Raw genomic sequence first — 23,954 nt, 5'->3', positions numbered from 1 at the left:
TTCATACTCCCCCAGTCTTATTATCCTTCAAAGAAGTCATCCCCTCAGCCAGAACCCCTATCAAAAGCTCTATAGTTGCCTGATAGCGTTCATCACCGATCTCTTCCTTATGCAAAGACAGAAGGACTACAGAGCGAATCATGCTTACGATTAATTCCGGGTCAATCCCAACCATGATACCTTCGGCTTGCCATGATTGAATGAAAGGAATAAAAAAGTCTTTATCCTCTGTAAAATTTTGTTCCAACAACTCATTAGGTAACTTTCTTAATAGCTGCTCCATTTCGCTTCTTACGAACATCTGGCGGACGATCGGACTCTCTTCCATCATGCGGAAAGATTTCAGTAAAAATAATCTGATTTCTTCCTTATTTACAGGCACGCCTACGCTAAATGAATCGAACATTGTACTACGAATTCGTTGTTCCTCTTCAAGCAATATGTGATAGAACAATTCCTCTTTCGATCCAAAGAACATGTAAAACGAACCTTGCGCAATCCCGGCAGCTTTTGTTAATTCTTCAACACTAGTTTTTTTAATGCCATGTACTTCAAAACAGCGGCGACCTTCTGTCAACAATTTATGTTTAATCCATTCTCTTTCTTGTTCTGTGAATTTCTTAGGCATACATCTCAACTCGCTTTTATGGTTTTATGAATAATTTTATTTTATATTCACAAGTTAACCCACCAACCATATTTTGTCAATCTTTTTTTCTCTGTGAGATACGATTAGTACTTTCCTGTGCAACACCACCAAAATCCTCCCCCAAATTAGCTTGAAAAATCTATGCTATAATCATGCAGTAACACGAAATGGACTAATGGGTGGGAATACACAAATGAAATTGGAACGTTTGATTTCTATGATCTACAAGCTGTTGAACCACGAAGTTTTATCTGCCTCCAAGCTGGCTGAAGAGTTTCAGGTTTCCCAGAGAACTATCTATAGGGATATCGATGTCATTTGTGCCGCAGGCATCCCGGTCGTATCGTATCAGGGAACTAAAGGCGGATATGGCATCATGGACGGATATAAAATGGATAAAAGTCTTCTCCGTTCGTATGATGTCACTTCTTTGATTACCGTGCTGAACAGTCTCTCTTCCGTGTTTGAAGACGAGCAAGCGCAAGGAACCATTGAACGGCTGCAAACGATTGGAACAGAACAACAGACTTCTAGTCTAGCGGTGGATTTTGAAACTCGTCGTATGGATCCCGATGCACTTTCTCTTTTACGTACGGCTATTACGGAACGAAATATCGTCCGTTTTGATTACATCAATGTAAAAAACGAACGCACAGCCCGTAATATGGAACCAGTAAAGCTTCATTTTAAATATAGCAACTGGTACATCTATGGTTATTGCCAGGAACGACAGGATTATCGAGAGTTCCGGCTATCCCGGATGATGAATTTGCTTCTGACACAGAATACCTTTCATTCCCAACATGAGGTACCCATAGAGGCCGGTTGTTCAAACAGGGCCGATCAGGTTGAGGAAGTCGTAATCCGGGTGGGACCTGAGGCTTTGGCAGAAGCGCTGGATCAATTTCACCAGGTGGATAAGGAATTTCATACCGATGAGAGCATGACGATGCGAATTCCTGTGTATAAACCATTGGAAGCCCGCTGGCTATGGTCAATTCTGCTAAGTTTCGGCAGCGGCGCTGAAGTCCTCGAGCCTCTTGCACTACGAGGTATCTTAAAAAAGCAGCTGCAAAATACCCTAAATCTTTATGAAGAAGTATGACAGTCTGCTGTCATACTTCTTCTTTTATATTAACAACAGCTACAAAATAATCTATCACAACTCAAAAGGAGATCCTACAATGACCAATCATCCAGTAGAAATGTTTAATTACCACATTTGGGCGAACCAAACGATCTTGGGAAGAATCAAGCAACTCTCTCCCTCTGTGCTAAATCAAGAAGTGAATAGCTCTTTTCCCACCATCGCTCATGCCCTTAGCCATATCTATGCGGTTGATACGATGTGGTATCTGGTTTTAACAGGCACTGGTATGCCTGAGGCTTTTCAAAAAAGTATCCCGCTAAATATGAGCATTCTAAATTCGGTTGATGAATACGCTAATCTTTTTGCCCAGCTATCTGAACAATACAAAAAATGGTTACAAAACCAAACCGATTTGGAGCAGACTATTCTACTTGATAACCCATTCGTTGGAATCCGGCAAACACGTCTATCAGAAATTGTGCTTCATGCCGCCAATCACGGGACTTATCATAGAGGTAATATATCTACTATGTTACGTCAGTTAGGACACTCTTCCACCATGAACGACTATTCCCTTTTTTGGTATCAGATGCCTGCGGAAGCTATTTAATTTATGCAGATTGAAAATCTAATTACAGTGAAATCGAGAGAACATTTAAGAGCTTGGCTTCAGGAAAATTGTAAGACCGAACAATCTTGTTGGGTACTCGTAAGTATGACGCCAAACCAAGAGACGTTGCTGTATTTGGACGTGGTTGAGGAAAGTTTGTGCTTTGGATGGATTGATGGATTGAAAAAGAAAATTTCTGAAACGGAGCTGGCGCAGCGACTGTCTCCCAGAAGTAAACGAAGCTCTTGGACAGAATTGAATAAAGAACGTGTCCGCCGCCTCGAAAAGCTGGGGTTAATGACCGCTGAAGGAAGAAAGGTACTTCCTGATATGGACCCTGATTCTTTTTTAATCGATAGGGTTATAGAACAAAGGCTAAAAGAGGAACAGCAGATATATGAGAATTTCTTAGCCTTTCCCGCTCTTTATAAAAGAGTCAGGATCGACACGATACAAAGTAATAAACATCAACCAGAATTATTTAAGAGTAAATTAGATAAATTTATAACAAACACTAAAGAAAATAAAATGTATGGTCAATGGCATGATCATGGACGCCTTCTAGATTATTAAGCTGCTAGATCATTAGATTGCTTTGTAACTCTTGCAGATTGATTAAAAAGATGAGAAACCCAGTCATTCTCATGACCTTGGGTTTCTCTTTTTGTATTTAAATATGAAAAAATAGCATAATGAACGACCACCAGCTTACTTGAGCTCAGCGTTCAGCCTCTCAATCAACTCTAGCAATTGCAGCGGCTCACTAACTGTATACGTCGGACGCTCAGACTCATCTGCCGGCTCATGGGAATAACGGGGCGTCCAGCTCTGAAAAATGCTGGTGATGCCTAGCGCATTGGCCCCTTTCATGTCACGGCTAAGATTGTTGCCAATCATAACGGTACGGGAGAAATCCGCTTCAGACAAATCAAGCGCACCAATAGCTGCCTTGAACATGCGCGGGCTTGGCTTGACTGCTTTGATATTCTCGGAAATAATCATGGCGCTGAAATAATCGTTTAGTCCATGCTGCTTAAATACATTTTTGAAGGATTGCGCATCACCGTCTGCAACCAGAGCAAGCGTGTATCCTCTCTCATGCAAGGTTTGAATCGTGATATCTGCTCCCGGAATCAGATCCGCACTCCGTACGATTCCTTCTTCATCCCTAATTTCAGTCGATTCATCAACAATGGTATCTCCGCTGTCAAAAAAGATAATTAACCTTTTCTCGTCCATGTTCTCAATAACCGTCCTCTTTATTTAATGGGTGAGTTGCAATGATAGAGAGATGGATTGTAGTCATTGCATCCTCCCTTCACATAAGTTAAGCGCTTAACCTAATGTTACTATGACGACAGCAATAAATTCAATTCATTTTTCTTGGAGGTTTAGATGCTTCGTCTTCTGCCGCTCAATGCTAGGGTTGGTGAATACGCCGGAACACACAAAGAATTGCCCCGAAGCCATGAATTCTATGGCTTCGGGGCACTCTCTTTTTTCCAAATGGATATCTGATTTAAAGTGGATTAAAGCCCTCAGCCAGAATCCGTTTCAAGAACATCCCTGTATAAGATTCCTGTACTTCAGCGACCTGCTCCGGTGTGCCTTCAGCTACAAGCTTACCTCCAACTGTGCCCCCTTCAGGGCCAATGTCGATCACCCAGTCAGACTCCCGAATCAGTTCTAAGCTGTGCTCCACAACAACAACCGTATTTCCCGTATCTACCAATTTGCTCAATAAGGTATGAAGTTGCTTGATGTCTGACGGATGTAGACCTGTCGTTGGTTCATCCAGCAAATAGAGCGTATGATTTTTAGATGGCTTGCTCAGCTCTTTGGCCAGCCTGATCCGCTGTCCCTCGCCGCCTGATAAGGTTTTGACAGATTGTCCCCATTTAAGGTATCCAAGACCCACCTCACACAACGTCTCAATAATACCGGCCATTTTGGCCTCCGACTTAAGAATCGGCAAGCTTTCCTGTATAGACATGTCCAACAGATCTGAGATAGAGAAGCCATCATACTTCACCTGTAAGACCTCATCCGTAAACCGTCTTCCTTTGCAGGCGTGACACTTTACTTCTAGATCAGGCAGAAAGTTCATGTCTACGGACAATACACCAAGTCCCTGACAGGTTTCGCACCGTCCCCCCGGTGTGTTAAAAGAGAAATGCTTGGAGGTCAGTTTTCTTTTCTTCGCCTCTGGCAAAGCCGCAAATAACTGACGCAGATGTGTAAATACATCGGTATAGGTCGCTACATTAGAACGCTGCATTCTACCCATGGGTGATTGGTCAAAGATCACAATGCTCCCGACTTCACCTAAACCCGTAATCTCCTTACAGCCTGTTTGTTCATGACCATTAGAGCTTCCTTGCGCAAGGATATCAAATATAAGCGTGGACTTACCCGAACCCGAAACCCCTGTTACAGATACAAGACAACCAAGTGGAATGGAGACTTCTTGAATATCAATATTCCGGTACTGTGCCTGCCGGATAGTGATCTGCTTTCCGTTCCCTTTTCGGCGAATACGTGTGGGAACTTCGAGACGCTCTTCTCTGAGATAAGCTCCTGTAACCGAAAGCTCGCTTGCCATCAAATCTTCTAAACTACCTTCACCAACAACGATTCCACCATGCAATCCAGCACCTGGACCCATATCAATAATATGATCCGCAGCACGCATCATCTCAATATCATGTTCAATAACGAGCACAGTATTCCCAAGATCACGCAGCTCCTGAAGCACACGAATAAGGCCAACTGTATCCCGAGGATGTAGTCCCGTCGTCGGTTCATCCAGAATGTATAACACACCGGTCAACCCTGAACCCAGCAGTGATGCTAGACGCAGGCGCTGTGCTTCCCCGCCAGATAAAGAGACTGTCTGCCGGTTCATGGAAAGATAACCTAGGCCAACATCGATAATCCGCTTTAGTCTAGTAGGCATATCATGAAGGATCGGTTCAAGTAGATGTAGACCTTCGGCAGGCAGTGCCGCCTCCAGTCCTTTCGTCCACTCATATACCTCACTAAGCGACCAGTCGGATACATCTATGATCGATGCGTCAGCTACTCGAACTAGACGAACTTCTTTTTTCAGGCGAGCTCCTAGGCATTCCGGGCATTGCTGCTCATGAAAAAATCCGCCATCTTTCTCCTGCGTACCAGCCTCCCCTTCCTTCTCCTTATACCGCCGCCACAAACCGGGTATAACACCTTCAAACTTCGTCCCTTGGATTGGCTTAATATTAGGGAAATGGCGTTTAAAAGCTTCACTCTCCACACCGTAGTAGAGCAAATCACGCTGAATCTCACCGTAATCCTTCAACGGTTGATCCGGGTCAAACACAAATCCGAAATGTTTTCCCGCCGCTACTAATATCCGCATCTGTATATCCCGATGAACGCCATTCAGAGAAGCTACTCCCCCCTCTTTCATGCTAAGCTCTGGATTAAATACCGCTGCTTCATTTATAGTCGCCACAGACCCAAGTCCACCACAAGCTTCACAAGCCCCTTCCGGCTTATTGAAGGAAAAATGTGACATGCCAAGTTTCTCAAGCTCAGCTCCGCAATGCGGACAGCCCATCGACTGACCTTCCATTTCCTCGTCTTCTTCTATTAGTAGCCCCCTCGCTTCAAAAGAAGGTGGTATGCTACCATTGCAAGAAGGGCAAATCCGCTCCCCTAATCTAGAAAAAATAAACCTGACAAAGGTATAGATGTCAGTTACAGTCCCTACTGTCGAGCGTGGATTACGATTCGTAACATGCTGTCCAACGCTAATGGATGGAGACAGTCCAACAATGGACTCGACCTTTGGTTTACTGATCGTATCTGAAGTCATGCCCATGGAATCTAAATACTGTCTTTGGCATTCCCGCTGAAGTGTATCCATAGCTAACGTCGATTTTCCTGATCCCGAAGGTCCCGTCAGAACAACAAGCTTATACTTAGGAATCGTGAGCGAGACATTCTTCAGATTGTTCTCTCGTGCACCTTTAATAACAATAGCTTCTTTCACAATGATTCCCCTCTCAATTAAAGCAATCACACATAGATATATCTCTTATCCATAACCATTTACGAATGCTGTCATACTACTTTTTTTGCAAAAGTATGCTTAATTCGATAGAATGTATTTGTAAAATAACACATTTTAAAATAACTTCATAATCAAATATCTTGATTAACGAGATATAAAGATTTTAAAAGGGGCGTTATCCTTTGTCAAGCCATGAACAAGCACAACCTACACCAGAGCAAGAACAATTTACCTTACTCATGCGTGGTCTGGGAACCCGAACGGTGGTATACCAGCAAAACGTAGCCGCCTCTCTTGGGTTATACAATAATGATTTTTTGTCTGTGGATATCCTGCGTGAAAAAGGCCCCATTACCGCTGGAGAGCTGTCCAAACTAACTGGACTTGCCACAGGTAGTGTTACTGCATTAATAGATCGTCTCGAAAAAAACGGATACGTTCGCAGACAAAATGACCCTAATGATCGCCGTAAAGTAATTATTGTCCCGTTGTATGAAAATAAAGAAGATGTCATTGACACGTACATGCCACTTCATACCGCTATGGTTAAATTGGCTGCTTCCTATACGGATGAAGAACTGGCCCTCATTTCACAATTTTTAGGCAAAGCCAGCACCGTTCTAGACGAGCAGATTGATCATATCAGTTCCCCAACGCGTAGTAAGTCTTCTTCTTGACTCAAATGCTAAAAACAACAAACCCCGCTTATTGCATATAACATGCATAAAGCGGGGTTTGTTGTTCATGTTCCGAATTTACGGACTGGAAAGACTGTATAGCAGTCAAGCACTTATGAGCGTAGGCTTAAAGCATCATTTAAAAGACGATAATCAAAGCAAGATTGTTCGGATACAGAAGATTCACTAAAAAGAAAGAGGTCGATGCGATTGCTCGCATAGGCCTCTTCTTTTTGTGAAGCATCACTTCATTATCTCACGCGATACTGCTCAAACAGCGTTGGTATAATCTCCGTTGATGCACCCGGCATTTGAGGTAGTATGTAGTGCCCATTAACTACAGTAGCCGGCTCCACAAAAATATGGCGTATCCAAGGAATGTATTCCAGCATGATCGCACCTGGTGTTGCTGCAACCAAATGCTGATGAATTTGCCCCATATCACCAACATGCGGACAAATCGGAATATCGTATGAAGCGGCTAAACCTGCAACCTGTTGCCATTCCGTAATCCCACCAACACGTGTTACATCTACTTGGCAATATTCAAGTGCCCCTTGATGGATATAATCCCGGAATGCATATTTCGTATAGACATGTTCACCTAACGCAATAGGTACATTTAATGCATCGGCCAGCTTCTTATGTCCCATGATGTCATCTGGATTTAAGGGTTCTTCTAACCAGAACAAATCAAACTCCTCTAACTTCTTCCCCCATGTCATCGCTGTATTGATATTCCACTGTTGGTTCACATCGATCATGAAGATGGTTTGATCTCCTATCGCCTTACGAACAGCTTTGCAACGATCATAGTCCTCATGTGAATCTGCTTTACCCACTTTAATTTTGACTCCAGTGAAGCCCTGCTCTACAATTTCAGTAACGTCCTTAATCAAACGTTCTTTGGACCAGTTCAACCAGCCGCCGTTTGTATTATAAGCTTTTATTTGTTTGGATTTATGTCCTCCAAGATACTGCCACAAAGGTTTATTGGAAGCCTTCGCCATAATATCCCAAAGTGCAATATCTACTGCTGCCAACGCCATATGAGTAACTCCCGCTCTACCAATCCAATGCATTTTTCCAAAACGCAGCTCATCCCAAATCTCTTTCACCATAAACGGATCTTTGCCAATTAATAAAGGAGCGTAATAACGATCAATCGTATCAACGATCATATCATCACCATGTGCACAAGTTCCTGTATACCCATACCCCACAAAACCCTCATCTGTAAAAATCCGAACGCCTGCAAGTCCCCAATGCGTAGCAACATTAATTGCATCCGTTATTGGTGGTGTAATCGGTACGTGTAAGACGAAGCTTTCTACGTTAGTAATTTTCATATTTTTCATCTCCCTAGCTTTAAATGAAATGAATACTCAATCCAAATGGAAAACCTCATCCATACTCGCCCACCATTCACCCTCTAATGCAGACTTCACAGGATACTGACAAGGATCTGTTAAGCTCCACCATTCTTGTGTACGAGGATCTTCAGCCATGATGGCCATATCAGCCGTATAGTCATCCCCTGTATATTCAAAATAACTGAACAAGTAGCCGTCTCTATAAAAAATGGAATAGTTCTTAATGTTGCATTTCCTTAATCTATCCAACACTTCTGGCCATACAGATGCATGTAACGCTTTGTATTCTTCCAGCTTCTCATCCTTGACATGAATAACACTCCCATATCGAGTCATTCCGCCCCTCCCTTTCCAATAACTCATTAATAACCTAAGGCTGCTCCACCATCAACAGGGAGCGCTACACCCGTAACAAATCCGGATAAATCACTCGCTAAATACAACACGGCTCTAGCTATCTCTTCCGTTGAAGCACATCTTCCCAATGGATGCATATCGATCAAATCTTGTATTGTAGTTGCCGGATTGGGCTGTTGACCGATCCACTCTTCTAATAAAGGCGTCATTACACCTGCTGGACATATGCAATTGACACGAACTCCATCGTTCGCATAATCCAACGCTAATGCTTTAGTCATTGCAATAATTGCGCCTTTTGAAGCCGAGTATACCGGATTTTGCTTTTGGCCTACCAATCCGCTTAATGAAGCCATATTCACGATGCAGCCACGGTTTTCTCTAATCGAAGGAATGCAGAATTTAATCATCAAATAGACACTCTTCAAATTGATATCCAAGGTACGAGTCCATTCTGTTTCAGAAATATCCTCTAAGCACTTCGGCAATACAACAGCTGCGTTATTGAATAGAATGTCAATCTTGCCAAACTTATTTAGGACCCATTCTACCAATTGTTTAACCTCTAGCTCCGATGAAACATCTGTTTTCACAGCATAAGCAACAGAATCCCCACAATGAACTGAATGAATATCCTCAACTACTCTTTTTGCTTCAGCTTCATTCCAGTCCGCAATGACCACCTTAGCACCCTCACTGGCAAATAATTTGGCAGTCGCTTCGCCAATCCCGGAGCCACCGCCTGTAACAATAACGACTTTCCCTTGTAATTGCATAGGCTACACTCCAGTTTCAATAAAATGTGATGTCTCCAATTGATAAAAGCGGATCGCATTATTGCCAAAAACATCGTCTAATTCTCGCTCTGTAAGCGCTTCAGGTAAATTGTTTAACAAAATGCTTACTGTTTGATCATAGCTTGCTGCAAGCAGGCACACTGGCCAGTCACTACCGAATATGACTCGGTTTAGTCCAAATGCCTGTATGACGTGTTTGATATAAAAGTTAAAGTCAGATTCTACCCAGGTCGCCATATTTGCTTCGGTAACCATACCTGAAAGCTTGCAATACATCTGCGAATATTGCGCGACCTCCGTAACCCACTCTTGCCAAGGTGAGGATTCTTGCTGGGAAATTTGTGGCTTACCTATATGGTCAATGACCGCATGTAAATTTGGCACAAGCTTGAGCAATTTCAATACGGCTGGGAATTGTGCAGCATGGATCAATAAATCAACAGGGAATCCCATCGTCTCTAACCATTTTAAATGATGAATAACATGAGGACGTTGCAAATATTCATCAGCATCAATACTTTGAAGCATCAATCGGAGGCCAATAAAATGAGGATATTTACGCAAAAGTTCAAAGGTTTCCGCAAAATTGTCCTGCTCTAAATCCAACCAGCCCACAACACCAGCTATTGAATCATGGGTCTCGCATAAACTTAGTAGAAATTCAGTTTCTTCAACAGTAGCCGCTGCTTGAACAACAATGGTTTTCGTGATTCCATGTCGTAATAATGATTCTGTCAGGTCATCAGGCATAAAATCTCGATATAGTAATGGAACTTCTGGTGTAGGCCATCCGTAATCTCCTCGACTTAATTGCCAATAATGCTGATGCGCATCAATTCTCATGCTTTCACCTCACAAATTGAGTACATTGTCAGTCTTCCTTAACGAGCCGGTTCGTCAGCTTGCCGAGCTTCTCAATCTCAATCGTGACGATATCACCATCCTTCAGGTAAATCTGCTGATCTACCGGATAACCGAGGACGACGCCTTCTGGTGTTCCTGTCAGAATGATGTCTCCAGGAACAAGCGTCATATGTTGCGAAATATAACTTACGATCTCATCGCATTGGAAAATCATATCTGACGTATTGGAGTGCTGGCGGATTTCTCCGTTGACTGTACATTTAATCTCTAAATCATTCGGGTTTTCGATTTCATCCGCTGTAACTAGATAAGGTCCAAGAGGAGAGAATTTATCACATGACTTGCCTAACAGCCATTGCTGAGTCCTTAGCTGCAAGTCCCGTGCGGACAAATCATTTACGTTGCAATAACCAAATACGTGGTTAAACGCGTCCTCTTTCGTAACGTACTTAGCTGATTTGCCGATAACGATAACAAGCTCTGCTTCGTAATCAACTTTTTTCGTCACTCTTGGAAGGGGAATATCGTCGCCATGTCCCGTCAACGTGTTATTGAATTTATTGAACAATATCGGAAACTCAGGAATTGCTGCGTTCGTTTCCACCGCATGCTTGCGATAGTTAAGACCGACGCAGATGATTTTATTTGGATGAGTCACGCATGGACCGAGCGTCAACTTCGCTTCATCTAATAGGTATGAACAGTCTTCTCCAGCCATATCCAGTGCTTGAGTTGTGAATTGATCCAACCTCGAAGCCGCTGCCTCACCACCGTCAATGACTTCGTGAACGGTCATAGGTACGGAATACCCATGCTGTGTAGGCAAATCTATTAAAGCGCTTGCAACATCCAGTATCCCTTTTTCTGTTACGACCCCCAATTGGTAATCACCATTGTTAACGAATGTTAATAACTTCATTATTAATTCCCCTTCCTTTTATCGTTTTAATGCTGTTCAGGCATTTTTCCCAAAAGTTGCGCCTCCATCAATATAGAGAGGAGAACCCATCATAAATTTTGATTCATCCGAAGCGAGAAATAAGGCGGCTTGGGCAACATCCTCAGGTAAGCCGAGCTCTTCACTAAGCTGACGCTTCTTAATTGACGCAATCGCAGTTTCCGGATTATCGTAAGAGGTTTTTAAGTAATTCTCAACGAACGGTGTTAGGATTGTACCTGGTAAAAGGGCATTTACACGAATATTGTATGCTGCGTAATCTACTTGCATGGATTTCGTCAGGGCCAATACCGCTCCTTTGGTAGCTGAATAAGAAGCTCTTCTGGCGAGCCCGATTTCTGCGACGCAAGAGGACATATTAATGATGTTGCCAGATTCTCGTTTCATCATATGAGGAAGCACATATTTGGAGGGCAAATATACCCCCCGAATATTAACCTGAATTACCCGTTCCCATGCATCCGGTTCAACTTCATGCAAAGCGCCTACTCCGCTAATCCCTGCATTGTTAAAAAGCACATCTATATGACCATATTGTTCAATGATTTGATCTACCATCTGCTCTACAGATTCAGCATGGGTCACATCCGCATGGATGAAATGACCTTTTCCTCCATCTGCATGAATATCCTTCAAAGTCTCTATACCTCTAGCTTCATCTAAATCGTTCACAATTACTGTTGCACCTTCACGAGCAAACAGCAATGCCGTGCTTCTCCCGATCCCTGAACCTGATCCCGTAATTAAGATGACTTTATTGGCTAATCTCATTAATGATTGCCTCCTTGGTATAGCGATAACCGATTCGCCAAATGACGAATTTCAGCCTCCGCAACATCCTTCTTTTTCTCCCAGATATGCTGCTGCATGGTACAGCTCACTGCTGCGATAGCCTCACCTGATTTAGATAGGATCGGGGCTGAAACACAGCTGAACCCAACGATAACTTCCTGCTCATCGAAAGCAATCCCCTCATCACGGATGATTCGCAGTTGCTTAACCAGATCCGCCTTCGTTTTCAATGAATACTCTGTAGCGCTCGTTAATTCTTGAATCGGGTACAATGAATCCAGATCTTTATCATCAATGAACGACAGGAGCAATTTTCCAAGTGCAGTCACATGTGCAGGGAACTTCATACCGGGGCCGGATGCTAGCCTGACCATAGTCGGCGCTTCCTCCTTAGCTAGATACAATACTTCATTACCTTCAAGTCTGGCCAACTGAACCGTCTCTTGCAGACGATCTCTTGTGGCGGTAGCTTCTCGGTGAAATGATGAGATTAAGTCCTGACCTTGCAAGTAGGAATCTCCCCACCTTCCCGCAGCGGAGCCAACGGCATAAGTATCGTTAGTATCTCTATTCACCCAATCAAGTACTTCCATAGTCTGCAAAATAGAATACATAGAACTCTTATGGATACCAAGCTGATTGGATAAATCAATTAATCGATGCTTATAGGGTTCCTCTGATACAAGGCGTAGAATACCGTCTGCTTTCTCCAAAGCAGGCACCCAATATTTTTTGTCCATGTGAACACCTCTTTCAAACATTATACAAAACCAAGTTTTCTATACAAACTAATTTTAATTTTATTAGTTATATTTGGCAATCTTTTTTTTCAAAAAAAAGACGATAGCTCCTAAGCTGATACCTAGGTTAACTATCGTCTTTATATTCATATTATCTCCGAATACCAATCGTTACAATTTCGCATGGACCGATCTGTAAGGCCGAACTACCTTTCTCTTCGCTAGAGAGTGGGTGGCTCTCCTCTTCCAGGATCGACGTCTTATAGAAATACTGCTGCGGTATCGTTGAACGGATGGTCAGGTCGGTACTCTGCTGACTCATGTTGTACCAGCGAAGCAGTAGGTCTCCAGTCTGCTCGTTCATTTTTAGAGAGGAAAATGCGAGCTCCTGACTCTCCCATTCGAATGGAGTATACACCGGAGCAATCGCTCCTTCATGTACATCAGTCTGACATACGACCCAAGGAATCTGGAATTGATAAGCTTCAGCAAAAGCACCTGAGGTTATACCATCTCCTGTGTGTGGGATGAGCTCCATACGTACAATGTGCTCTCCGAGACATTGCGCTTCTGGAGTTGGGAACAAACCCCAGTCTCCCAGTTCACCCACGCTACGGAGTAGTGTAATCGCAATGGTGTTATGACCGTCTCTTAGCACTTCATATTCATTTAATCCAAAGTTAGCGACGGTTAGACCGGCTGTTTCATTACTGATATCAACAAAGGCCTGCTGATGCTGCGTGTTACTCGGATTCATCCATTCTGTAGCTGGCTCAATATTCCGCTCCGCAACCTCAAACATCGAATCCACATGATGTGTGGCGGTGTTCAAATCTGTCGGAAATAGCGCACGAATCCGGTGATCTTTGGCTTTATTGTCTATCGTCGTTTCGATATGCAGCCCCTTCCCGCCCCGCTCCAAGCTAATTACGGTACGAAGTTTAAGAATGACTGTGTCACTACTGCGCTGCGCTTTCCGCTCCGGGTAGTACACAAGGGCACGCTGTTCCTCGTCCAGCTTATTATCTGCTGAGGCTGGAATCTCCCAGTCATGCTTAATTTCCACAGATGCTCGATAAGGTGTATTTTCCAGAACGCAAATATTCGCCTGTAGTCCCTTGGTCGTTAAAGCTTGTTCACCCTCTGGCTGTTTATACATGTATTCATTCCCGATATCACCTGTGTTCTCATACACACCAAGATCACGGTAGGTCATGCCACTGGCTTTGTCACTTAGCGTAAATGAACCATTATCATGGATCACTACTTTGATGGCCTCATTCTCCAACACCCGATCCCCTTGAAGCAAAGATTCAGGAGCTATAGGCAACCCTGCGTTAGCACGACGAACCCACGCATATGCACGAAGACCCAGCGCCGGAACTTGCCCAGCTTCAAAGGTAAGTCTTACTCGGCGGCACATATAGGGCTGGCGGAATTTATCGTCAGGCAAATCATAACCAAACTGAAGACCCAAATCCTCCATCTGGCATGTAATGGCATTCCCTTGATCGTCTACTAATTCACGACCGTTTAAGTCAATATCTTTCATACGGCTGGCCGTTTCTTCTAGAGAGAAACCCTCTCTCAAATATAGACGTGCCGTATCAATTTCTATGCTCACTGTACCCGTGCGTCTCCACCCTGTCATATTCATGACTACTAACGGAAGCACTTCTTCACCAAATGCTGCAAAACCGGACGTATCCACAGCTTCAGCGATCATGCGCTTACTATCATCAACAATGGTCTCTGCTACATGACGGCTTTTATCAAACCGGGTTACCATTTCGCGATGTACCTCATCCACGCTGCAGCCACAAATGCTGTCGTGAGGGTGATTCTGCATTAGCGTCTTCCAGGCATAGGTGAACAGATGATGAGGGTAATCTTTGCCCAATACATGTGCGAATGAAGCGAGTGGCTCAGCTACCTTTTCAAGCAAGACTTGCCCTTCCTGATTCATCTGTTTCAAATAGACACGAGCAGATGCGGTATTCACTAACGTCCCCCATCCGTCAGTGTGCTGGCTCCGCAGTTCGCCCTTTACGGTCGACAAATTGTTGTGATCCATTACATCCTCTACAGCCTTAAGGTAATCAGGGAAGTTGGAATGGATAAACTCCATATCTGGATATAACCGCTTCGCAGTTTCAATAGCCTCCGGCAAATCCAGTTGAGCCGGTTGATGATCGCAGCCGTTCATGAATAATAACTCGCCTGTAGAGGCAAATTTCCGAGCATCTGCTAACTTCTTCTCCCAGAACTCTTTTGCCTCTGCTTCATTCACTGGCACTTCGTTTCCGTTCGAATACCAATTCGCAAATAGAATTCCAAGCACTTTCGATCCATCCGGACCTTCCCATATCAGCTCGGAGAACGAAGATTCATATCCACCGTCCGATACTGTATTGTTGAATCCAGTCGGCTTTACACCTCTTCCAAAAAAGGCATTATTGATGCCTGATTGCTTCATTAATTGTGGAGTCTGACCCACTAGACCAAAGGTGTCCGGAAAATAACCGATCTTAGAAGGTTCACCGTAACGCTTCGAATCCTGATGACCAATCTGCATATTACGTACATTTGCCTCTCCGCTGGTAAGGAAAGCATCTTGCAGAATATACCAAGGTCCAATCAGTAGACGACCTTCCGTAATATGTTTTTGTAGACGATCTTGATTCTCGGGGCGAACTTGAAGATAATCTTCCAGAATGATTGTCTGTCCGTCAAGATAAAAACTCTTAAATTCACCATCCTCATCCAATCGATCCAGCAATTCATCGACCAGTTTAATCAGGCGTACATGATGCTTTTCATATGGAAGATACCATTCCCGGTCCCAGTGAGTATGAGAAATAATATGGGCAGTCTGAGGTTTAATAGATTTATCTGAACGATCCAATGTGAAGACCTCCTTATATGCAATACGTACTCTCTACTAAGATGCTTAATGTAGTAGATGTGGATAAGTTATATGAATTTCAACTTCCTGCTGGCGATACACACCAAGAAGATCACCTTTATAGTCCGTAGCAAACAGGACTGAACGTTCCTGTTCCAACAAGAACGCGTAGGTTCGGCCAGTGGCTGAATCCTTCACCTCGATCTTCGCATCCTGAGCATATTCCGATACGAAGGTGAAGAGAGCTCCCGTAGCAAAGCTCAATTTCCGTCCGTAGATACCTACTAAGTCCCCTCCGCTAATCCACTCCAAGTCACACTCCACATGAGCAGCATGGAGCGCGTAGCGATACAGTGCAAATGTAGTATCACTTCGGTCGCTCAATTCAACGGGCAGTGGACTCCATAGGAGTCGACCCTTGCCAAGCGGGATGTTTATGACTGAGTCTATAGTAGAGCTTCCGCTTTCGCCGGATTCGTGAATCATCGTTTCCTTCGATACCTCAGCAATCCTTCGGTGACCGAAGGAGACGGGGAGTTGTTGGCCTTGAAGGCTAAGCACTTCTTCACGGCGTACATTACGCAATTCACGCTTGCCAAGAATATCACTTAAGCGCTCTGAAGAACGCCAGTAAGCATCAATGTCGAGCGGGCCTGTAGCAAGCAATACCGCACCTGTCTCTTCAACGATGTGTAACAACCTTTCCATCGCTGCATCATCGAAGTTATGCGCGCTTGGCAGTATAATAAGCTTCACAGGATGGTTCTCCAAATCATCTAGGTGGTATTCAGAAGCCCCTCTAAAAGGCATCTTTAGATCATATGAAAGAATACGGGTAAGCTCTGTTGTAGCAGCGAAAGCCAGCTTCCGGTTAGAGAAATCATTCGAATACGGAAACACCACAGCAATCTCTTCCAGTTTCCGATCTCCAAATACGTCACGAATGCCTTCTATAAACTTCCCGAAGTCATAAGAGATATCCGCCTCTGGCTTTTCGGTTCCATCTGCTCTCAATGCTCCGATATGGGACTCATTCGCATTATCCATATAGAAGTTCGTATTCCAAATCCAGTGTATGGCCCCCGCACCAGCAGTTCCAAACGCATAGGCATATTTGCGCTCGAGTAGATTTCGCAGCTCCAGCTCCGAACGTTTGGCTCGTCCATCAGGAGTTTCTACATACATGACGCCAGTCTCTTGAATTAGGTTTGGCTTATTAGGTGTCTTGGCAAAGATGCCGTCCCACACCAGATAATCATTAAACCACCAGGAATGTACAGTGGTGTAATCCACCGTCTCCTCGTAGAAGAACGGTGAAGGTCGCTGCGCCCCTAGCCCTTCATCCTGCCCAACCGTAACCATCTGATCTGGACATTGCTCCTTAATGGTGTCATATAACTGCCTCACCCACCGGTTATGCATATCCATGGAGAACAAGCAATAATCAAGCCAACGCGTCCCTCTTTTAGCACTGTGCATATCCTGAACATCGAAGTTCATCTCTTTCGCTTCTGGCAACCCTGCCGATGCAAAGTCCGGAAGCTGTGCGGGTGTCATATTCCAACGTTCCTGTAGTACTTCGATTTCCCCATGTCTATGTCGAAGCCATTCTATGAAAGCTTGTTGCTCGAAGCGATCATGACATGAACTCGGACCATCCGAGAAAATACGTGCCGGATCAAACATCGACGGTTCATTAATAAGATCCCAATCTACATTCGAAGACGCTTTATGACGAGATACAATAGAACGAATGAAACGCTTCTGAGCCTCAACACTTTGTGGGTCCAAATAAGGATTTACCCCACCCCACGTTTCCGGTGTGAAGGAGAAGAACGTGAAAGTCACCTGAAGATCATGCTTCTTCGCCGTCATGATAAAGGCATCAATCGCTCGCAGTACCTCTTCTGAAACATGACCATCGTCTTGCATCACATTACGATAAGCAGTCCAGATTCCTGTTCGGATCCAGTTAATCCCTGCCTTCCGCATTTGACCCATATCGCGATCCCATACCCCAACGTTCGGCAGAAATAGAAATTTTCGTGCCACATCACTCGTCATATAAGTCATTCCCACAACAGGTAGCGGACGCCCATCTTTTATGAAATAATCTCTTCCACTCGTTACCGGTTCACCTGCTGCCAGAAGTTCAGGGGCATGCCCCCAGAACCCTTGACGTAGAATGCGGACTTCACCATCACTGGCTTCCGCTTCGCAGACCACTTGGAACAGACCACTCCTAATTTCCAGAGGAATAGGCACCCGAACGATGTTAAGCTCAGCATTAGCCTTCATCTCTAAACAATGGGACCAATGTAAGGAGGGATCGGATTCATGCTCAACATGCATTGTAAACTTCCATTTGTCTTCATTTCGCAAAGAAGGTTTTACCCGCTCAAGCTGCTGAATCTGAAGTGTCAGAGAAGCCCGTTCTCCTGACTCATATGAAGCGTAATTTGGCTTAACCCACATTTCCGTTACACCCTTACTACAGAAACGAACCCACTCAGACATCGCGGACAGCCCTTTTTCCTTCCATAAAGAAGCCGTTGCAGCCGTATTTACGAACAGCCAGCGTGAGCCTGCAAATAAACCAATCGTATTCTCCCAAAGAACTACTGGAGCAGCAGTTTCCCGCCCCTCATGCGTAATTCCCTTCAAAAGCGGGTAAATCCGTGTGCTCATCGGACCTGCTGACCCCATTTGATGGGGTAAATCACTCGTCTTCGTCGTATGTGGCACAAGGTTCCATGTCTCTTCACTCGCTATAAAAAGAGCTTCTTGCCCCTTAAGCAGAGGAATGACATCTGATGCAAGCAAGGACTGGTTGCGAGAACAATCAACACGCAGTACCTCATGAATAGACAGCTCTTGATGATAAGAGGTCTGTTCCACTTCCACATGCCATTGTTCATTTTTCCAGCGAACGGGTTGTTTGAAGGGGGCACCTCCAATGCTGATCAGTCCACCACCTCTTTGCAAATATCCAAGAATGTCTATCCATGCCGCTTTTGGGAAATAGGGTGCATGCAGATTAATGAAACATCCACCTTCGCTTTCCTTAAGCGTTGCTGAAAGCTGATTCGCATTCACGATCGTACCGAACTCACGCATGGATTTAATCGCGTCACTAGGAATCGAATTGGAAATTGGGAAATCAGAATCATAGAATATGATTACAGGTCTGCTCATAGTAGTCCTTCCTTCATCGATTTATAGACTAGTTGGGAGAACAGACTATTGGACCAGGCAAACCATTTTCTAGTGAACATATTCGGGTCATCGACATGAAATCCTTCATGCATAAAACCAGTCCCCGCATCCGTTGACTCTAGCATCGCAAGCATGTCCAGCTTCTCTTCCTTCGTGGAAGCCGTCAAACCTTGCATAGACAATGCCATATGCCAGATATAATCTTTCGGAGTATGTGGACTGCCAATCCCTTTCGCTGCTGTTCCTTCGAAGTAAAAAGGATTCTCCTTGCTCAGCGCAAATCGGCGTGTATTCTGATAAATCTCATCATCTGCTGTAACATAGCCTAGATAAGGAATCGACATGAGTCCCGGTGTTCCCGCATCATCCATCAAGCAGTAGTTGCCGTAGCCGTCGGTCTCATAGGCGTATATTGGGCCAAATTTCGGATGACGATAAATACCATACAGCTTGATTCCATGATCAATGTCCGCTTCTAATGCTTTAAGCTCTTTTAGAAATTCAAGATCACGGAATACCCATTCTGCGAATTCCTGCATATGACGTAATGCAACAACGGCGAACATATTCCCCGGGATATTGTAATGGAAGTCGCAAGCATCATCGCTTGATCGGAACCCGGACCAGACCATCCCCGTGTAATTTACAGGCATACCAAGACCGTTGTTGCGTAACGTATCTTCAGGTATTCCATTATTACGCATAAAGCGGTAAGGAGATAATTCAGCATGGCGTTGCTCTGTTCTAAATAAATTGTATATTTTGACCATTGCTGCCTTAAATCCGGCGTCGAATATATCAGTTTTCCCCGTTTCTTTCCAATAGGCATAAGCCAGACGCATAGAAAAACAGAGAGAATCGATCTCGAATTTACGTTCCCACACCCAAGGGGACATTTCCGTAATATCGCTAGTGCTCCAATGCCAGTCATTCGCTGTTTCGTTAAACGCATTGGCATACGGATCAATATGTATATACTGAATATGTCGTTTAATTAGACCGCTAATGATACGTTGAAGATCCGGATCATTCTTCGCAAATGGCACATAGTGCATAACCTGCTCCACAGAATCTCGCAACCAGGAAGCAGGGATATCACCAGTAATGATGAATGTTGTTCCATCATCCATGAGCTTAGTCGTAGTCTCAAGTGTATTCGGAAAGCAGTTCTTGAAAAGCTGCAATAGTTTAGGGCGATGAGCTAACTTCTCCTCTGCTTCGTTCAATACTTCTTGAATCGCTTGTGGAAGCGGAAGCTTCGGCATTGAGATGGTTGGCAGTCTGAATTGTTCCATATTTCCACTCCTCTTGATAAAAATGAGTATAGATAGAGAGACGGGCAGCATAGCTGCCCGTCTCCACTAATCCTATTTGCGTTACCTTTAGATTAATCGTAGGCGTTTTGTTACGTTCAAAGCTTATTTCTTTGTCTGGTTCCACTCATCAAGTTGCTTTTGAACTTCAGCAATGACTTTTTCCAGTCCAGCTTCTTTAAATTTCTTGGTTGCTTTTGGCAGATATGTTTTAGGATCAACAGAACCTGTGTATAGCGCTGGCATAAATTCTTTAGTTACGTTGTTGATGGCCGCTACTTCTGTTTTTACAGGTGTAGGATCAAATGCAAAACCGAAGGTAGGGGCTTCTTTTGACGAATCATTAAACTTCTTGAAAGCATCCCATTTATCAGCAGGGTCATCAGCATGCAGATAAGTCAGTAACATATTTCCAAGCGTGAAGCCTGGCATTGCATAGCTATCTTGCATAGCTGGAAGATCTTCAATGACATTCTCGGAAATTTTCTTATAATGAGTGCCTTCGATACCATAGTTGAGTAAATTGCGTAAGTACTTATCTGTATTCAAAAGATTCAAGAACATCATAGCCCGTTCAGGATCACCTGAGGTTACGGAAATAGCATGCATCGAACCTGCAGCGGACTGTGTATACACATAAGGCTCATGCATAGGCGAAGTTACAATTTCATAACCTGCTGAACGAGACCAACCTTTTTCTGCATAAGGCTGTGTAATTTCGCGATCGGCAAACCATTTACCTGTCTTAATGTTATCAATACCTTCAAGTGTTGCAACGTCTGGGCGTAAGTAACCTGCTGTGTAAAGTCTGCGCATCGTATCTAACGATGTTGAAAGTTCAGGTGTCTCCAGAATATTAACAACCTTGCCATCTGTGGAATCCATATAGACCCCGATAGGTAACTCATCACCTAGTACATAGTCAAATGGCATGAATGGTTTAAAGCCTTTAGGAACAGCTAGCGGTGTAATATCCGCAGGCTCATTCTCTTTAATCGTTTTAAGTAGTGGCTCTAGATCATCCAATGTACGAATGTTGGAAATGTCCATGTTGTATTTATCAACATATTTCTTATTGAAGCGCCATACCCATTGCTGTCCAAGCTCCTTATTTACAGGAACACCATAGATCTCACCTTTAATCTTAGTTCCTTCTAAGAAACGTGGGTCCAAAACTTCTTTCGTTTCCTTTCCATACTTATCTAGCAGATCGTTCAGACCCAAGAAGGTACCGTTAGCTGCATTACGGCGGAAATCATTTGTCCAAGAAGAGGTAAAGGCAATGTCATAAGGCTCACCAGAAGCGGTAATGACTTGCATCTTCTTATCGTAATCACCCCAATCGAACATCGTAATGTTCAACGTCGCATTAATTTTTTCTTGGGTATATTTATTAACTTCTTTTAATACAAGATCCAAATCCTTTTGAGGTCCACCAATTAAATACATCTTCAGCTCATATGGCTTTAATTCCGATGTACTCCCTGCTGAATTCCCTGCTGCCGCTGAATTGTTTGTTTCTTTAGCAGCATTTGTATTATTATTCGAACCACATCCAGCAAGAAGGCCAGAGAAAAGCATTGTTCCAGCAAGAGCGAGCGTTAAACTTTTTTTCACTTTCATTTCTATTTTCCCCCTTTAGTTTAATTAACTCTTTATTTATATCGACTCCTGTTCTAGCGATTCGAATAAATACATCTTAGTAGTGTTACTCTTTTAAAGAGCCCACAGTTAAGCCTTTTACAAAATACTTTTGGAAGAAGGGATACGCTAGTGCTATAGGCAAGGTCGCCAGTACAACCATCGCCATACGAACGGTTTCTGTCGGCAATGTCGCAGCAATCTCAAAGCTTGATCCCATCTGCATGCTGTTCTGGATAACAAACTCCATATTATTCTGAATTCGCATCAGCATCGCTTGGAGCGGTACAAGACTCGCATCATCTATATACAGCAGCGCATTAAACCAATCATTCCAATAGCCCAGCGTACAGAACAATCCAATGGTTGCAATCCCCGGTAATGAGATCGGAAGTACAATTTGCAGGAATGTCCGAAACTCCCCTGAACCGTCGATTTTGGCTGCCTCAATGAGTGCATCAGGCACTGAAGTCTGGAAGAAGGTCCGCATCACTAGGATGAAAAAGGCATTCATCGCTATTGGCAATATTAAAGCCCATATCGTGTTGTACAAATGTAAAAACTGTGTGGCCACAATATAGTTTGGAACCATTCCGCCTGAGAATAACATCGTGAAGAAGGCGAAGAAGCTGAAAAAATTACGATAGCGAAATGATCTTCGAGAAAGAACATAGGCGTAAGTTGTAATTAGAAATAAGCTAATGAGCGTACCTAGTACAGTAACAAGTAAGGTAACTCCAAAGGAACGAAATAACTGATCACCTGTGTTAAAAATAAACTGATACGCCGCCATACTAAATTTTTCTGGAATTAAGCTAAATCCATTTAAAGCGAGTACTTTCTCATCTGTAAAAGAAATGGCTATGACAAACAAGAACGGAAACACACAGGTAAAGGCGAAAACTCCAATCACAATATTGAGTACCACATTCCAAAAAGGAGTAATGGCGTTGTTGTCGACTTCTTTCGGCTTACGTTTGAATACTTCCATAACGTCAATTGACTCCTTTCTAGAATATCGCGTTTTCTTTGCTGATCTTTTTCACAATAGAATTCGTTACAATTACCATGATAAATCCAACGATCGATTGATATAGACCCGCTGCTGTACTCATCCCTAGGTTTCCTGTCGTACTCATGCTTCGATAGATATAAGTATCGATAACATTCGTTACGGAGTATAGAACACCGGAATCCCGAGGTATTTGATAGAATAGACCGAAGTCAGATCTAAAAATACCACCAATCGCTAGAATAGTTAGCGTTACCATTAAAGGCTTAAGCAAAGGAAGTGTAATAAACTTAATTTGCTGCCATTTGCTGGCCCCATCAATCATTGCCGCTTCATAGTAGGACTTGTCGATACCCGCTATAGCCGCTAAGTAAACAACACTTGAATAACCAATTGATTTCCAAATTCCCATGAAAATTAGGATATATGGCCAAAAGCGAGTATCACCATACCAGGAAACAGGATCGCCTCCGAAGTAAACAATCACTTGATTCAAGATCCCTTTATCTACACTTAGGAAGCTGAATGTAAAGAAGCTAATAATAACCCAAGAAAGAAAATAAGGCATAAACATCGCCGTTTGATAAACTTTGGCCATCCGTTTGTTCACAAGTTCGTTCAAGGTGATTGCAATGCCCACCGCAAGAACTAAACCGAGAGAGATCAACGCCACGTTATACAGTATCGTATTTCTTGTAATAATATAGGCGTCCTCTGTCGAGAACAAAAAGTTGAAATTTTCAAGGCCAACCCACTTACTATTTAAAACGCTTGCAAAGAATCCGTCCCGATGAATCTTGAAATCCTTAAATGCAATAATGGTTCCGAACATCGGTAAGTAACAAAAGATTAGGAACCATATTGTCCCTGGTAATACCATAAACCACAGTACTTTATCCTTATTTA

Annotated in this window: 20 protein-coding genes; 4 read left to right on the top strand and 16 right to left on the bottom strand. The window is 43.5% G+C overall.

The genetic code is table 11. The features are described from left to right. Window position 1: 1 nt before the first annotated feature. Window positions 2–628, bottom strand: a complete 627-nt coding sequence (locus MHI27_RS10865; protein WP_405176237.1) for a TetR/AcrR family transcriptional regulator — start codon at window positions 626–628, stop codon at window positions 2–4. A gap of 214 nt (window positions 629–842) precedes the next feature. Between MHI27_RS10865 and MHI27_RS10860 the strand changes: the two genes are divergently transcribed. The 3 genes from MHI27_RS10860 to MHI27_RS10850 all read left to right on the top strand — a co-directional run bounded on the left by MHI27_RS10860 (window position 843) and on the right by MHI27_RS10850 (window position 2,922). Beyond that, the gene (locus MHI27_RS10860; protein WP_339802616.1) at window positions 843–1,754 is read left to right on the top strand and encodes a YafY family protein; all 912 of its coding nucleotides are present in this window, start codon (window positions 843–845) and stop codon (window positions 1,752–1,754) included. 79 nt (window positions 1,755–1,833) lie between these two features. After that, window positions 1,834–2,349, top strand: a complete 516-nt coding sequence (locus MHI27_RS10855; RefSeq protein ID WP_405176236.1) for a DinB family protein — start codon at window positions 1,834–1,836, stop codon at window positions 2,347–2,349. 3 nt (window positions 2,350–2,352) lie between these two features. After that, entirely contained in the window at window positions 2,353–2,922 is a 570-nt protein-coding gene (locus tag MHI27_RS10850) for a YdeI family protein (RefSeq protein WP_405176235.1), read from the top strand. A gap of 135 nt (window positions 2,923–3,057) precedes the next feature. On the opposite strand, the gene MHI27_RS10845 is transcribed toward MHI27_RS10850, so the two are convergent. Beyond that, window positions 3,058–3,588 (bottom strand): HAD family hydrolase, encoded by a 531-nt coding sequence (locus MHI27_RS10845; protein WP_076283074.1) that lies wholly within the window; start codon window positions 3,586–3,588, stop codon window positions 3,058–3,060. A gap of 280 nt (window positions 3,589–3,868) precedes the next feature. Further along, window positions 3,869–6,382: an excinuclease ABC subunit UvrA gene (gene uvrA / locus MHI27_RS10840; RefSeq protein ID WP_076298610.1), complete on the bottom strand. Its 2,514-nt coding sequence runs from the start codon at window positions 6,380–6,382 to the stop codon at window positions 3,869–3,871. Between the two features lie 260 nt (window positions 6,383–6,642). Here uvrA and MHI27_RS10835 point away from each other — a divergent pair, with 260 nt between their 5' ends. Then, window positions 6,643–7,080 carry a MarR family transcriptional regulator gene (locus tag MHI27_RS10835; RefSeq protein WP_076283391.1) on the top strand — a complete coding sequence of 146 codons (438 nt, stop codon included), beginning with the start codon at window positions 6,643–6,645 and terminating at the stop codon, window positions 7,078–7,080. Window positions 7,081–7,331: 251 nt separating this feature from the next. Here MHI27_RS10835 and MHI27_RS10830 read toward each other — a convergent pair whose 3' ends face one another. From MHI27_RS10830 to MHI27_RS10770, 13 genes are all read right to left on the bottom strand, one after another. Next, the gene (locus tag MHI27_RS10830) at window positions 7,332–8,429 is read right to left on the bottom strand and encodes a mandelate racemase/muconate lactonizing enzyme family protein (protein ID WP_076283076.1); all 1,098 of its coding nucleotides are present in this window, start codon (window positions 8,427–8,429) and stop codon (window positions 7,332–7,334) included. Between the two features lie 36 nt (window positions 8,430–8,465). Then, window positions 8,466–8,789 carry an L-rhamnose mutarotase gene (locus tag MHI27_RS10825; protein ID WP_341060393.1) on the bottom strand — a complete coding sequence of 108 codons (324 nt, stop codon included), beginning with the start codon at window positions 8,787–8,789 and terminating at the stop codon, window positions 8,466–8,468. 26 nt (window positions 8,790–8,815) lie between these two features. Continuing rightward, entirely contained in the window at window positions 8,816–9,586 is a 771-nt protein-coding gene (locus MHI27_RS10820) for an SDR family NAD(P)-dependent oxidoreductase (RefSeq protein WP_405176234.1), read from the bottom strand. A 3-nt stretch (window positions 9,587–9,589) separates the two neighbouring features. Further along, window positions 9,590–10,450, bottom strand: a complete 861-nt coding sequence (locus tag MHI27_RS10815) for an amidohydrolase family protein (protein WP_405176233.1) — start codon at window positions 10,448–10,450, stop codon at window positions 9,590–9,592. 28 nt (window positions 10,451–10,478) lie between these two features. Further along, window positions 10,479–11,390 (bottom strand): fumarylacetoacetate hydrolase family protein, encoded by a 912-nt coding sequence (locus MHI27_RS10810; protein ID WP_405176232.1) that lies wholly within the window; start codon window positions 11,388–11,390, stop codon window positions 10,479–10,481. A gap of 36 nt (window positions 11,391–11,426) precedes the next feature. Continuing rightward, window positions 11,427–12,200, bottom strand: coding sequence for an SDR family NAD(P)-dependent oxidoreductase (locus tag MHI27_RS10805; protein ID WP_405176231.1), 774 nt, complete (start codon window positions 12,198–12,200; stop codon window positions 11,427–11,429). Beyond that, window positions 12,200–12,961 carry an IclR family transcriptional regulator gene (locus tag MHI27_RS10800; RefSeq protein ID WP_149644031.1) on the bottom strand — a complete coding sequence of 254 codons (762 nt, stop codon included), beginning with the start codon at window positions 12,959–12,961 and terminating at the stop codon, window positions 12,200–12,202. The genes MHI27_RS10805 and MHI27_RS10800 overlap by 1 nt, the downstream gene beginning before the upstream one ends. A gap of 151 nt (window positions 12,962–13,112) precedes the next feature. After that, window positions 13,113–15,866, bottom strand: a complete 2,754-nt coding sequence (locus tag MHI27_RS10795; protein WP_405176230.1) for an alpha-mannosidase — start codon at window positions 15,864–15,866, stop codon at window positions 13,113–13,115. Between the two features lie 45 nt (window positions 15,867–15,911). Beyond that, window positions 15,912–19,061, bottom strand: a complete 3,150-nt coding sequence (locus MHI27_RS10790) for a beta-galactosidase (protein WP_405176229.1) — start codon at window positions 19,059–19,061, stop codon at window positions 15,912–15,914. Beyond that, complete coding sequence (locus MHI27_RS10785; protein ID WP_076298481.1) at window positions 19,058–20,377, bottom strand: glycoside hydrolase family 125 protein; 1,320 nt, start codon at window positions 20,375–20,377, stop codon at window positions 19,058–19,060. The genes MHI27_RS10790 and MHI27_RS10785 overlap by 4 nt, the downstream gene beginning before the upstream one ends. Window positions 20,378–20,500: 123 nt before the next feature. Continuing rightward, complete coding sequence (locus MHI27_RS10780) at window positions 20,501–22,018, bottom strand: ABC transporter substrate-binding protein (protein ID WP_405176228.1); 1,518 nt, start codon at window positions 22,016–22,018, stop codon at window positions 20,501–20,503. A gap of 85 nt (window positions 22,019–22,103) precedes the next feature. Then, window positions 22,104–23,027 carry a carbohydrate ABC transporter permease gene (locus MHI27_RS10775; RefSeq protein ID WP_076283087.1) on the bottom strand — a complete coding sequence of 308 codons (924 nt, stop codon included), beginning with the start codon at window positions 23,025–23,027 and terminating at the stop codon, window positions 22,104–22,106. A gap of 19 nt (window positions 23,028–23,046) precedes the next feature. Next, the gene (locus tag MHI27_RS10770; protein ID WP_042193664.1) at window positions 23,047–23,928 is read right to left on the bottom strand and encodes a sugar ABC transporter permease; all 882 of its coding nucleotides are present in this window, start codon (window positions 23,926–23,928) and stop codon (window positions 23,047–23,049) included. Window positions 23,929–23,954 lie beyond the last annotated feature (26 nt).

It is taken from the genome of Paenibacillus sp. FSL H8-0261 (assembly GCF_045040645.1).
Classification (GTDB): Bacteria; Bacillota; Bacilli; order Paenibacillales; family Paenibacillaceae; genus Paenibacillus_AQ.
Note: the sequence above shows the minus strand (reverse complement) of the source record. Positions and strands in the feature narration are given on the sequence as shown.

Excerpts from the sequence above, each read along its gene's own strand:
- MHI27_RS10825 (WP_341060393.1), bottom strand. The coding sequence starts at position 8,789 with ATGACTCGATATGGGAGTGTTATTCATGTCAAGGATGAGAAGCTGGAA.
- MHI27_RS10805 (WP_405176231.1), bottom strand. The coding sequence starts at position 12,200 with ATGAGATTAGCCAATAAAGTCATCTTAATTACGGGATCAGGTTCAGGG.
- MHI27_RS10775 (WP_076283087.1), bottom strand. The coding sequence starts at position 23,027 with ATGGAAGTATTCAAACGTAAGCCGAAAGAAGTCGACAACAACGCCATT.
- MHI27_RS10770 (WP_042193664.1), bottom strand. The coding sequence starts at position 23,928 with ATGGTATTACCAGGGACAATATGGTTCCTAATCTTTTGTTACTTACCG.
- MHI27_RS10860 (WP_339802616.1), top strand. The coding sequence starts at position 843 with ATGAAATTGGAACGTTTGATTTCTATGATCTACAAGCTGTTGAACCAC.
- MHI27_RS10830 (WP_076283076.1), bottom strand. The coding sequence starts at position 8,429 with ATGAAAATTACTAACGTAGAAAGCTTCGTCTTACACGTACCGATTACA.
- MHI27_RS10790 (WP_405176229.1), bottom strand. The coding sequence starts at position 19,061 with ATGAGCAGACCTGTAATCATATTCTATGATTCTGATTTCCCAATTTCC.
- MHI27_RS10815 (WP_405176233.1), bottom strand. The coding sequence starts at position 10,450 with ATGAGAATTGATGCGCATCAGCATTATTGGCAATTAAGTCGAGGAGAT.
- MHI27_RS10865 (WP_405176237.1), bottom strand. The coding sequence starts at position 628 with ATGCCTAAGAAATTCACAGAACAAGAAAGAGAATGGATTAAACATAAA.
- MHI27_RS10850 (WP_405176235.1), top strand. The coding sequence starts at position 2,353 with ATGCAGATTGAAAATCTAATTACAGTGAAATCGAGAGAACATTTAAGA.
- MHI27_RS10820 (WP_405176234.1), bottom strand. The coding sequence starts at position 9,586 with ATGCAATTACAAGGGAAAGTCGTTATTGTTACAGGCGGTGGCTCCGGG.
- MHI27_RS10785 (WP_076298481.1), bottom strand. The coding sequence starts at position 20,377 with ATGGAACAATTCAGACTGCCAACCATCTCAATGCCGAAGCTTCCGCTT.
- MHI27_RS10845 (WP_076283074.1), bottom strand. The coding sequence starts at position 3,588 with ATGGACGAGAAAAGGTTAATTATCTTTTTTGACAGCGGAGATACCATT.
- MHI27_RS10800 (WP_149644031.1), bottom strand. The coding sequence starts at position 12,961 with ATGGACAAAAAATATTGGGTGCCTGCTTTGGAGAAAGCAGACGGTATT.
- MHI27_RS10835 (WP_076283391.1), top strand. The coding sequence starts at position 6,643 with ATGCGTGGTCTGGGAACCCGAACGGTGGTATACCAGCAAAACGTAGCC.
- MHI27_RS10810 (WP_405176232.1), bottom strand. The coding sequence starts at position 11,390 with ATGAAGTTATTAACATTCGTTAACAATGGTGATTACCAATTGGGGGTC.
- MHI27_RS10780 (WP_405176228.1), bottom strand. The coding sequence starts at position 22,018 with ATGAAAGTGAAAAAAAGTTTAACGCTCGCTCTTGCTGGAACAATGCTT.
- MHI27_RS10855 (WP_405176236.1), top strand. The coding sequence starts at position 1,834 with ATGACCAATCATCCAGTAGAAATGTTTAATTACCACATTTGGGCGAAC.